Annotated in this window: 9 protein-coding genes; 4 read left to right on the top strand and 5 right to left on the bottom strand. The window is 39.1% G+C overall.

Features of this window, described 5'->3' with window-relative positions:
* Positions 1-161 precede the first annotated feature (161 nt).
* Positions 162-2,243 (bottom strand): endonuclease/exonuclease/phosphatase family protein, encoded by a 2,082-nt coding sequence (locus L2672_RS08915; RefSeq protein ID WP_248995492.1) that lies wholly within the window; start codon positions 2,241-2,243, stop codon positions 162-164.
* A gap of 377 nt (positions 2,244-2,620) precedes the next feature.
* Here L2672_RS08915 and L2672_RS08920 point away from each other — a divergent pair, with 377 nt between their 5' ends.
* Positions 2,621-3,079, top strand: coding sequence for a hypothetical protein (locus tag L2672_RS08920; RefSeq protein ID WP_248995493.1), 459 nt, complete (start codon positions 2,621-2,623; stop codon positions 3,077-3,079).
* Positions 3,080-3,091: 12 nt separating this feature from the next.
* Entirely contained in the window at positions 3,092-3,505 is a 414-nt protein-coding gene (locus L2672_RS08925; protein ID WP_248995494.1) for a hypothetical protein, read from the top strand.
* 30 nt (positions 3,506-3,535) lie between these two features.
* Here the strand turns inward: L2672_RS08925 and L2672_RS08930 are convergent, their stop codons facing one another.
* On the bottom strand, positions 3,536-5,164 hold the full coding sequence (locus L2672_RS08930; RefSeq protein ID WP_248995495.1) for a sensor domain-containing diguanylate cyclase: 1,629 nt from the start codon (positions 5,162-5,164) through the stop codon (positions 3,536-3,538).
* Between the two features lie 143 nt (positions 5,165-5,307).
* Between L2672_RS08930 and L2672_RS08935 the strand changes: the two genes are divergently transcribed.
* Positions 5,308-5,556: a hypothetical protein gene (locus tag L2672_RS08935; RefSeq protein ID WP_248995496.1), complete on the top strand. Its 249-nt coding sequence runs from the start codon at positions 5,308-5,310 to the stop codon at positions 5,554-5,556.
* A gap of 670 nt (positions 5,557-6,226) precedes the next feature.
* On the top strand, positions 6,227-7,786 hold the full coding sequence (locus L2672_RS08940; RefSeq protein ID WP_248995497.1) for an ammonia-forming cytochrome c nitrite reductase subunit c552: 1,560 nt from the start codon (positions 6,227-6,229) through the stop codon (positions 7,784-7,786).
* A 148-nt stretch (positions 7,787-7,934) separates the two neighbouring features.
* Here the strand turns inward: L2672_RS08940 and L2672_RS08945 are convergent, their stop codons facing one another.
* The 3 genes from L2672_RS08945 to proB form a co-directional block, all read right to left on the bottom strand.
* Complete coding sequence (locus L2672_RS08945; protein ID WP_248995498.1) at positions 7,935-10,085, bottom strand: M3 family metallopeptidase; 2,151 nt, start codon at positions 10,083-10,085, stop codon at positions 7,935-7,937.
* 259 nt (positions 10,086-10,344) lie between these two features.
* Positions 10,345-11,592 carry a glutamate-5-semialdehyde dehydrogenase gene (locus tag L2672_RS08950; protein WP_248995499.1) on the bottom strand — a complete coding sequence of 416 codons (1,248 nt, stop codon included), beginning with the start codon at positions 11,590-11,592 and terminating at the stop codon, positions 10,345-10,347.
* Positions 11,589-12,698: a glutamate 5-kinase gene (gene proB / locus L2672_RS08955; RefSeq protein ID WP_248995500.1), complete on the bottom strand. Its 1,110-nt coding sequence runs from the start codon at positions 12,696-12,698 to the stop codon at positions 11,589-11,591. The genes L2672_RS08950 and proB overlap by 4 nt, the downstream gene beginning before the upstream one ends.
* Between the last annotated feature and the right edge of the window lie 5 nt (positions 12,699-12,703).

Raw genomic sequence — 12,703 nt, forward strand, 5'->3', positions numbered from 1 at the left:
TTTACGATGCAATAGAAAATGTTGCTGAAAGCACACATAAAATATCTTATCCATAACTTAGAATGAAACAGCTTAGTAAGAAATCGCTTTTTATGTTCGCTTTCAGCAAGAGTGCTTTTTATAAGGCGGTAAATTTTAGTACTGTAAATAATTACCGCTGACTATAATATTCCTTTATTAAGGATAAGTGTCACGCTGTTATTCGTATATTCAACCTCTACACTACTATTTTTCAAATTGGTTTCTACTGAAGAAAATTGACCTACAATGTGTTGGTCGCTTTGGATGATGTTGTAGCTGACTTCTCCAGTTAACCTTGCTTCGTCGTCATTTAAGTTAATAGATAGAATCGCATTATTTAAATCAATACTCGTATTAGTGCTGACTATTTGGTCTGATTCCCCGTGGGTTGTAATATCAACTTTTACAATTGCACCATTTTCAATGTAAAGTCCGTCCATAATATCAAGTCGAGCAAGACTATTATTTCCAGGGGAAAGTATGGCTGAACTATTCAATTCAACATGGCTGAGTTTCCCATAACCTTTTAAAGTTGCTCCGGCTTCTACACGGATAGCAGTGCCTTGGTTTATTGTCGAATTCACAACGACTGCACCATTTCGGACAATCGTATCCACAGAATAACGATTACTGTTAATCACTAAGTGACCTTGACCGTTTTTGACTAAATCACCATCTCCTTGTACGGAGTGGCTTTCAGGGAAGGTGGCAATTAAGTGTTCGTCAATATCAATCACATTGGCAGTATTCCCCTCAATGAGGAACTTTTTATAAAAGGTGATTTCATTATTATTGGCCCCTTGGGTTAACTGTAATGTTGCTCCGTTTGAAAGAATGATTTGAGCATTGTTATCACCAAAAACGTCTTGTTCATCAACGGTGATAAGGACTTCACCATTGAGTCTGGTTTGGGCAATAAATCGATGATCATCAATACAGTACTCATTTATAAAGCTTGATAGTGTAGGTGTGTCGGTGGAGCATTGAAAAAGTTGCTTTTTTTGATCTTCAGGGAGTTGATGCAGTATTGGAACGCCTTCTTTATCAGCCAATTGACCGATATAAATATCATCACGCTGATTATTTCGGGTAAAGTTATAGGGAGCATAACCGAACTGCTCAAAATCGAAAGTAACACTAAATTTAGTACTGTTATAGCGTTTGATTTTGGGGCCTATCCATTTAATGCTATGGGCAACGGCTTGATGATCAGAAAGAGATATTCCATTACTAGCAACGCCAGTTTGATTTAAAACACCAAGGTATTGATCATTTTCGTCATTATTCACTGCCCACCACTTAGCAAAGGGACGAGATGCAATAAAATGGTCAAGTTTTACCCTTGACCAATTCTTATAACGGGATAAAAGCTTTTCTTCGCTGCGTGATGGCCAGGTTGTTCTTTCATTTCCAGCAGGGTGGTGTGTAAACAGTTCTCTGTCTTGCTCGGTTTGTAACAGCTCGAATTGTTTTTTTAATATGTTAAAAGTATATGGCGTATTATCCTTTTTCCCTCGGATAGAGCCATCTGCAGGGTATGTTTGATCAAAAGGGATACCTCTTTCTGATACATCTCCTGCATTGAAATCGCCACCGACTATAATCGGGGCATTATATTTTTCAGCCCATTTATTAAGCGCTTTAGCTTGCTTAACTCTCGCATCTTTTGGCTCATTAAACCAATAATAGTAATCAGCTTTTGGGTTTACAAGATGATTCAGATGCACACTTGCAATAGTGGTGGGAGGCAGTTGGTCTGTTTCATAAGTTATAAACTGTGGCAGCCATAAGTTATGTCTTAGTACATGAGGCTCATTCAAGTAGCGCCGAAGATTAAACATCATGGGTATAGATTCATGAATGCCTTTAAGCCTTGAGGTAATGCCGTTTGTGCCTAAATAGTTATTATTATAATAACCTAGTGAATTCTGAGTAGCATTAAGATAGTTGCGAATATTGTTGATATACCGTCGGCCTTGGTTCTCTTGCGTGAGGATCACATCATAATTCCCGTTGTAATAAAAATCATGAACAAGAGGTCCACCTGCAAATCTATCTTTCCAAGTATTAAGCGTTAGCAACCTTAGCTCACCTTCCTCTAAATGAGCAGACACGGCTAGCTGACTAAAACAGGATAAAGCAACAGTTAAACAACCTATTAGAGGGGAAGCCATTCTAGTGCGGTGTGGGTGTTTTTTGTGGTTCAAAAGCATGTTTGTCATCACTTACTACCTACTATTTAATGATTAACCGATTTAAGGCGTGCTAGTCTCAATTCGGTTGAGTAATTTTTTGATCAAAATATTGATCTAAGTTGTTCATTATTAATCTAAATAGTGGTGTTTCCTCATGATAAAAATTTATTTTTAATTGTTAAGAAGTGTTTTCAGCATTCAGTCTGTCAAAACTGTTTATAAGATCGTTTTCTAGCAATAATATGAGCTTCTTAATTATCAACAATTGAACCTTTAGCGAATAATACTTATTAGCAAATGAAAAAGGGGGCAGATTGAGGCGGGATATTTTTAAGGCTACTGTTCGTGGGTAAAAACATTTAGTTGTGTTACTATAATATTTTGTATTACATGGAGTTAATACTATGAATTTGAAGATTTTTTTTGGGGCTACTGCGCTTTGCTTAGTGAGTGCTCCGCTTTTGGCCGAACCCGTTCCGCTAGTTATCAACGATAATATAAAACCAAAATCTTATGATAGATATATTAAAGCCGTGCATCGAGAACTTGATACCAATGGTATCGGATTAGCGAAAACACGCTATGCCATTGTGCAAGGTATGCTAAATACTAAAGGGTTTGCATGGGTATTTGATGGTGAAGGTGAAGGTTATATTTTGGCGCGTTTTGACTATCGTGGTGATACCAATGTTATGCGTATCGAATATAACGATAAATATGTGCAGCTTAAATACCATGAAGCCTTAGGTGACTATCAATGTGAAAATATCATTGAAGATATTTGTTACAAAAATGGCCGAGGTTACTATAACTACGTCAAAAATCTCACCGCAAGTATTGATAAACAGTTACGTCAACGATAAGAGGCAATTGATATGAATAAAATAATGTTATGCCTACTTACAGTGGCGATGTTGTTTAGTGAAAACCTAGTGGCGAAAACGCTGCATATTTATCAAGACCCAGTGCCTATTGGAAACTATGTAGATGATCTAGATGGATTATTAACCAGAGCGTCTGCCCAAAATGGTTGGACTTACACTCATGCTGATGGCAAACGACTCAGTAAAATTGTTCACAAAACGTATCACATTACTGTTGAAATGCTGGTGGATGAACAGGGCGTTGCTGTCAGTTTTGTTGACGCTTCAAGGCCTGATTGCACTAAAAAAAGTTGCAAAGTGGATATGGACAAAGTTAACGGCTGGTTAGTGAGACTGCGCCGTAATATTGCTTACGAACTCACATTGTTAGTCCGCGATGATGCCCTCAAAAAGACGATCTATTAAATGTATTCTATTGTTATTTAAAAAGCAGCTTTAGCTGCTTTTTTTATAGCCTGCATCTGGTGGTATCGTATTGATATTATATTGATTTCTACCTTTCTCTTTAGCTTGGTACAAGGCTTTATCTGCCATGTCGATAATGGTTTCACTGGTTAAATGTTGGTTTTGGTCACTCGGCTGAGACTTAACAACACAGACTCCAAAGCTCACGGTAAGATACGAGGCAACAGAAGATTGTGGGTGGTCAATATTTAATTCTGCAAACTTGTTGATAATCACATCGAGTTTTTGGCTAATATGCGTAATATTGGTATCGTTGAACAAAATAATGAACTCTTCGCCACCATAACGAGCGCACATTTCGTCTTTACGGGGAAAAAAACTATTTAAAGTCTGCGCTACTATCGTAATCGCCTCATCCCCCGCCAGATGGCCAAAATGGTCGTTATAAGCTTTAAATTGATCAATGTCCGCCATAATTATTGAGAAGTTAAACCCTTGACGTTGTGAAATAACCATGTGGGTTTCTAAAAAGCGCTCAAAGGCTCGCCGGTTTGATATACGTGTTAATTCATCAACAAATACTTGTTCATTCAATAGGGCATTTTGCCTGTTAACCGTATCCATTAACGCGTTGAAGTGAGTCGATAATTTTAATAGTTCTGTAATAATAAAGTCTTTAGGTAGCGCTTTATAGGCTTTAGCTTTATCCATTTCTTCGATATTGAGTGCCAATTGCTTTACTGGCTGAATAACGAAATTGCCCAAGATAAAATATACCGAAATGGACAACATGATCATGGATAAAATTAACATCAAGGTTTCGAAGCTCCACAATGATGGCATAGCCTGATTCGTATGGTTTAGCGTGATTTTTATTAATGGGTTGTTTGCCGGGTCAACTAATAACCGCTCGCTGGTGGGAGTTAATGCTGTTAACGGAACCGTTTCGTCCCATTTAGGAATATCAGTTTGATTTGGGGTGGTTATGTGGCTGACTTCTACTGTGGTTAAGGTTAACTGACTAAGCTGCTGTGCAAAAGAGTCATTAAGCAGCCTAACAAATACTAAAAAACCAACGGCAGGCCCTGTTTTATCCGACTTTAAAATTTCAGTTGAATAATAAAAGGCTGGACCATATAAGGTATTAATAGTGCCAAACGTGTTGGCTACCTCAGTATCTATCAGTCTACGTTGTGCGTTTTTGAGTTGAGGGTTGATAGCCTTGTTATGGGGGTATTCGTTTAAATCAAAAAAATTGAACTTTAAAGGCTGGTTAGTTTGATGGTTCAGCCCTTTGGTAAACAATGGGTTAAATTGTTTGTCGAAGATAAACACCCCGTCAATTTTTAAGCTTAAAAATGTATCATCTAAATAATTATCCTCTATATATTCTTGTTTATCTTCTTCATTATCCTGAGTAATAAACTTATAAGTGTCTGTCCAGATGGAATAATCATAATTTAGGGTAGCAAATGGTTGGTTTAACTGAAAAATTGCTGTCTTGAGTGAGCTTAACTCACGTTCAGAATAAGCGATCAGTGACGTTGCTAATTGCGGTTGTTGAATGAAAAATCGATAGGCGCCTAAAAGACCACTAAATAAGAAGATTAAGATAAAAAAGATTCTAAACTGGAGTTGGTTAAAGCTAATCGTTTTCAATTTGTTCTCCAGAGTAGGTCTTCAAATGAGCTGGTGGTAGCAATTTCATTATAGGCTATTGAAATTGTAGCTAAGCATGCAGATATTGCCATGTTAGTTAGGCTAAAATAAGCAGGGTATGGTTTCAATAAGGCAGTAAAAATATGAATTTTGAAGGTGATGTGATCAGCTCTTTAGATGAGTTAGCACAATTTTTATTATTAGTTGAAAAAGGCGGTTTAGGGCTTGAAGGCGTTGCGGGCGTAGGCATGGCAACAAGTAATGCCGATGGCCGGCATTTTGTGGCGGTATTTGGTGAGGCCCATAAACTATTGCTTGGACGTTGGGTGACCGATGAGGTGTTTAAAACAGGTCAGGATATGGTGAAGAATGGGGTGAAGTCAGCTCACTAGTCTTGTCAGCTCCTTTAGCTAACATGCTGGCGATATAAATATTTATATCGCCAGTGCCCTGATTGTTTATATCGTACTTATTATCTAAATTTAAGTATAGATATTTTAGTGTATATTTATCCGTGCTAATTTAGTTGTGGTTGTTTTATATTTAATTGTGATTTATTTATGTGGCTTTTTAATTTTCTCTAATTAATGAGGTTATTATTAATAATGTTCTAATATTGGTGTAGGTTATTTATTTTGAACTAGATTATACTAGTAATGATATTTAGAGTGTTTATTTAAGTTTATTTTAACAATCATTCCTATCCATGTTTTTTGATAAAAAATGTTGTAAGAGAATTTGTGGGTTTATCATCCATTACAGTGTGTTATTACACTTACTTCCTTTTAAAACAATGGCTTGATATTGTTCTTGTTATGTTTTTTTACTTCAGCTTAAATCAAATCGTTTGCCTATACCTCTTTATAGGTATTTATTTTTTGCGGTGTGTTATTTTTAAAAATAGATATTTAAATTGCTTGGATAGCGGTCACATTACTTAATTATTTTAATTTACCTTTTAAATTTGAGTGTAATAATCATAACTAATTATCGGCACTTTATAAGGCCGTTAATATTGTTAGTTGTGGTACATCATAATAATAATCCCGATGAGGAATGACGATGAAACTAAAGAAAATTGCACTTGCTGTAATGGTATCAACTGTATTTGTTGGTAACGCGGTAGCAAACGAGGCTAAAACTGATTTTTATAACAGTGATAACTGGCAGCAAACTTTCCCTGAGCAATATAAAACTTGGGCTGAAACAGAAGAAAGTACTCCTGCATCAGGCCAGCTTGATGACTTATTAGCCGCTAACCCAAATCTTATTGCAGCTTGGGCAGGTTATGGTTTTGCTAAAGATTACAACCGTGCACGTGGTCACCACTATGCATTAACCGACGTTGTTAAAACTTTACGTGTTGGTCATCCAATGATGGACAAAGACGGCGTAATGCAAGGTGAGGCCATGTCTGCAAGTTGTTGGTCTTGTAAGTCACCTGATGTTGCTCGTATGTACGATGAAGTCGGCGAAGGCAAGTTCTCAGATAATGCATGGTCAACTTGGGGCCATGAAATGTCTAACACTATTGGCTGTGCAGACTGTCATGAACTAGGCACTCAAGATACTAGAATGAGTCGTCCTTATGCTGAACGTGCAATGAAAGCGATTGGTAAAGATTTTTCTAAGCAAGATTCAGTTATGCAAGCCAGTCAAACTTGTGCTCAGTGTCACGTTGAATACTACTTTGACGGCACCGACGACAAGAAAGTTAAATTCCCTTGGGATTACTGGGTTCCTGGTGTAGAAACTGATTATAAAGACTTTGTTGGTTACAAAGGTACAGACGGTTTATATAAAGGTTTTGCTTCTGAAGCTCAGCTAGCTTACTTCGACAACCGTGGCTTTAATGATTGGATTAACGCTGTTTCTGGTGCGCCTATGGTTAAAACTCAGCATCCTGAGTTTGAAAACATGATGGATCGTACTGAACATGCAATGGATAACCACTTAGAGTTTGGTTGTACAACTTGTCATATGACGAAGTCGACTAATGAACAAGGTAAATCATACACTGATCATAAAGTGACTTTTGAAGCGGAAAAACTGCCAGCTAAATGTCAAAGCTGTCACGAAGGTGCTGACTTTAAAGAAATTTTTGACGAGCGTAAAGCTGAAATTAACGAGCTGCGTTTTGCTGCTAACGGTACTGACCCACGTTTAACCGAAGCTCACTTTAAAGCACAAGCTATTTGGGCTGCAAACGGTATTGAAGGTTTAGAAGCGGGTAAAACGATTGGTGAAGCGCAAGCAGCTTATCAAGCGGCACTTAAGCAGAAAACACCTTTAGCAGGTGAAATGAATAGCCTATTAGTTAAAATCAGAAACGCACAGTGGTTCTGGGATAGCGCAACTGCCTCTCATGGTATTCACGCTCATAACCCAACTGAAGCGGTACGCTTATTAACTAAATCTAATGGTATTTTAGACCAAGCTATTGCTGAAGCTGATAAATTATTAGCTAAGTACGCACCGGATTATAAGTATGACGGTACTAAGTACGACACGAAAGAAAAACTTCAACCGTTAGTCGGTTTAAGCTTTGAAGGTATGTCAAAGTCTAAAGAAGTGTTCTTAAAAGAGCGTGTTGAAAAAGAATGGCCAGTTAAACTTAAATAATGTGATTATTTAAGTAGCCATAAAAAAATGCCAGTTGATTCATTCAACTGGCATTTTTTATGCGGTTACATTTCTCTATAAATAAAAAGCCCAAAAAATAAAAAAGTGCCGCTAAAGATCAGCGGCTAATTTAGGTGGAAGGAACCGCTTAATTTAAACCGCGTCGCTCAAGTAATGCGTCAGTAGTTGGCGCTTGACCACGGAATGACTTGTAAGCTTCCATCGGGTCAACTGAGTTACCGATTTCACGAATGGTTTTACGGAACTTCATGCCAATTTCACGGTTCAAACCACCTTGAGTTTGCACATAAGCAAAGGCATCTGCCGCTAAAATTTCACTCCACATATAAGCGTAGTAACTTGCAGAGTATCCACCGGGGAATGCATGAGCAAAGTAGCTTGATTTATAACGAGGAGGTACGGCGGCAATATCTACACCGTGCTTTTTCAATGCGTTTGCTTCAAATTCCGCTACGTTTTGTAAAGGCGTGTCGGCGCTGAGTGAATGCCACTCTAAATCTACCAACGCTGCTGACATATATTCTAAGGTGTCGAAACCTTGATTAAAGCTACGAGATTTAAGCAGTTTATCTAGCAGATCTTGAGGGATCACCTCACCCGTCTCGTAGTGTTTAGCATAGTTTGCTAATACTTCAGGATGAGCCGCCCAGTCCTCTTCAAATGTTGATGGAAACTCAACAAAATCACGTGATACTGACGTACCTGCAAGGCTAGGGTACTTCACTTTAGAGAACATGCCATGCGTACCATGACCCATTTCATGGAACATGGTGGTGACTTCATCATAACTAACAAATGTTGGCTCGCCATCAGGGGCTTTTTTAATGTTCATCACATTCACTACTACCGGTTTTTGACCTAATAGTGTTGATTGTGAAACAAAAGAGCTCATCCACGCTCCACCACGTTTTCCTTCACGGGCAAAGTAGTCAGCATAGAAAATGGCCATTGAAGTGCCGTCAGCATCAAACATTTCGTAGGCTTTTACATCTTCATGATAAACCGGTAAATCTGGGCGAGGCTTTAAAGTAACGCCATAGAGTTTTTCTAAGGTGAAAAATACGCCGTCTTCCAAGACTCGATTAAACTCAAAGTAAGGCTTAATGCTGGCTGAGTCTAAGTCATATTTAGCATGACGGACCTTTTCTGCATAAAACGCCCAGTCCCAAGGTTGTAAGGTAAAGTCACCACCAGTTTGGTTGATCATGGCTTGAATATCAGCGGCTTCTTTTTCGGTATTAGCCACTACTTTTGGCACCATAGAGCCAAACATGTCATATACCGCTTGTGGTGTTTTAGCCATTTGTGGTGCTAAACGGTAGTCTGCCCAACTTTTAAAACCAAGTAATTCAGCACGTTCTGCACGTAACTGGGCTAAACGAGCCACTAAAGAGGCGGTTTCGTTTTCACCGCTTAATCCACGGTTCGCAGAGGCTAACCAAACTTGCTCGCGCAATTGACGGTTCTCTAGTTTGGCCAATATAGGTTGGCGAGTCGTATTGGTAATTGTAATGGCATATTTACCTTCATGGCCTAGCGCTTTTGCTTCAGCTTTGGCAGCGCGAATTTCACTAGCAGATAAACCGGCAAGAGCGGCTTCAGAGTCTACAATCACTGCACTGTCTTTGCTCATTTTTAACAAGCGTTGGGCAAACTCATTGGTAAGTGTTGATTGTTCTTCGTTAAGCACACGAATTTTAGCTTTTTGCGCTTCAGTTAGCTTGGCTCCTGCTAGTACAAATCGTTGATGATAAACTTCAATCAAGCGTACTTCTTCGTTAGATAAGCTAAGGCTATCTCTCTGATTGTAAAGTGTGTTAATGCGTTCAAAAAGGGCGGCGTTCAAATGAATGTTATCTGAATGGGCAGCCATTTTAGGGGCCATTTCACTTTCAATTTCGCGAATAGCAGGATTACTGTCTGAACCCGTCATGTTGTAAAAAACACTTGAGGTACGGTTAAGTAGCTCACCACTTTTTTCTAATGCAACAATGGTGTTTTCAAATGTTGGCTTATCGCTGTTATTTGCAATTTCAAGAACTTGTTGATAATGCTCTGCAATGCCTTGGTCCAGAGCCGGTTTATAATGCTCAACTTTAATCTCATTGAATGGAGGTGTTTGATATTGTAACTCGCTGGCCTGAGCAAACGGGTTTTGACTATTAAGCATAGTGGCAGCTTCAGTTTGAGTGACAGGGTTATTGGCGGAATCACTTATCGAACAGCCCGTAATCATCATTGATGTGGCGATCGAAACGGCAAGTAATGTTTTGCGCATGTTAAAAAAGACCTCATTTGTTATCTGGTTATTGTTTTTGTTCTCACAAGGTAGCAAGGGTTTATTAAACATTTCTGAAATGTGGGCGACGCTGAGGCGATTAACGATTATATGAAATGATAAATATATAAAAATGTTAAAGGCGCTAATACTTTGCCATATTAGCGCCTTTATTGACAAGCCACGGGTAAAATAAAACCGTTTGTTATTATGATGTTACAATATTAGGCCTGTATTTTGATTGTTGTTCGGATCATGGCTACGATCTGACGTGACCATCACCGGTAACCAAAAACTTTTCTGCAGTCAAAGACTCAAGCCCCATAGGGCCATAGGCATGCAACTTAGTGGTCGCAATGCCAATTTCTGCACCTAAGCCTAATTGGCTACCATCAGAAAATCGAGATGATGCATTCACCATCACTACAGAAGCATCAACACTTCGCTGGAATCGTTGGCTACGCTCTAGGTCTTCTGTACAAATCACTTCAGTATGATTACTGCCATTAACATGAATATGATCCATAGCATGTTGTAGGCTATCCACTATTTTAACGGCTATTTCTAAGTCTAAATATTCTTGGCCAAAATCATTATCAGCTAAAATATCAGCGTTGTTAAAGTAACTCGCGGCTTGCTTACAGGCATGAATAGTGACTTCATGTTCAGCTAGAACCTTAGCAGCCATGGGCAAAAATTGTTCTGCAATATCTTTATGAACCACCAAGCCCTCTAACGCATTACAGACGCCAGTGCGTTGTGTTTTACCGTTAAGTAGCAGCTTAATGGCTTTGTCTAAGTCTGCATACTTATCAATATACAAATGACAAACACCTTTAAAGTGCTGAATAACTGGAATTTTACTGTTGTCGGTAACAAAGTTAATTAACCCTTCACCGCCACGAGGAATAATCACATCAATGTGCTCGCGTTGCTGCATTAAGTCCATTAATAGCTCTCGATCAGCATTTGGTATGACGGTAATTAACGCCTCAGGTAAACCAAATGATGCTAAGGTTTGCTGCATGATACTGGCAATGGCTTTGCTTGAGTTTATGGCCTCTTTACCACCGCGTAAAATAATGGCATTGCCTGATTTAAAGCACAGTGCACCAGCATCAGCAGTGACATTAGGGCGGGCTTCATAAATCATGCAAACAACGCCTAATGGCATGCGCATTTTACTAATTTTGAGGCCGTTAGGTTGCTCGCCAATTTCGCGGAGCATGCCTACAGGGTCAGCAAGGACCGCAATTTCTTCTATACCTTTAGCCATAATATCGATACGCTCGTCGGTTAATAACAAACGGTCTATCATAGCGGCTGGAAGGTTATTTTCTTTTGCGTGTTGAATATCAATTTTATTAGCTTCAAGAATCAAACTGGCGGCTTTTCTTATTTTGTCTGCCATCTGATTTAAAATGCGATTCTTTGTTTCTGATTCTAAATTTACCAATGAACGCGACGCGTTTGCGGCTTGTTCAGACAACTGGGTAATGAGGTTCATACGTTCTCCAAAACGGTTAAATGCTCTGTGGAAATAATGGCGTTGTTTTTAGTGATATATTGATCTTCAGGCGCAGTATCTTCTTGATCTTGCGCAATGTAATTCAATAAACAACTGCTGTAATTTGTTTGAGCTTTAGCGACATGAGTACCATCGTCAGTGGTTAGTAAAACGGTGTCACCCACTGAAAATTGACCTTTAACTTCAAGAATGTTGTCGCTAGTGAGCACACTTTCATCGTCACTGGCATTAGCTGTGGCAAAACTGTCACTCACCACAAGTTCTCCGCGCTCGCGAACGGTATGTGTCATCCAATGAGCTGCAGGTGCTAGTGGCTCAGGTATCGATAAAAAGTGGGTGCCGGGGTTATTATTTTTAAGTAACTGCTCAAATGATGCCGCTTTAAAGCCATTAATAATTAAGGTGTCGATGCCATGATCAGCTGCTTTTTCGGCGGCCTCTATTTTGGTTTGCATGCCCCCAGTGCCAGTTGAGCTTATCGCTCCACCGGCCATGCTATAGATTTCAGGGGTGATGCTTTCAATAGTGCTCAGTAGCTTTGCATCATTATGTGTATGTGGATTTTTGTCATACAGTCCGTCAACGTCAGTACAAATAATTAACGTATCAGCGTTAATTGCTGCCGCAGTCATGGCGGCAAGATTATCATTATCACCGACTTTAAGTTCTTCAGAGGTGATGGTGTCGTTTTCATTGACCACAGGGATTACCCCATTAGCAAGTAACGACTCGATGGTTTCTTTAATACTGATATAACGTTCACGATTACACAGATCAGCATGGGTTAGCAGTATTTGGGCTAAAGGCATATCTAGTAACCTGTCCCAAATTGCCATCATGTCTGTTTGACCCGCTGCGGCCATAGCTTTTTTCATGCGCTTTGATGGCTTATCTTCATTAAACCATTTTCTTCCTGCGGCCACTGAGCCAGACGAGACTAAGATAACTTGCTTTCCTTGCTGGCGGTATTGGGTAATGAAGTTAGCAATATTACTCAAGTATTTAGGACTACATCCCTCATTACCTGGTGCAATTAGGGCACTTCCTACTTTTATAACTACGCGATTGTTATCTGTTAACAACATAATTC

Source organism: Shewanella gaetbuli (genome assembly GCF_023284065.1).
In the GTDB taxonomy this organism is placed as follows: Bacteria; Pseudomonadota; Gammaproteobacteria; order Enterobacterales; family Shewanellaceae; genus Shewanella; species Shewanella gaetbuli.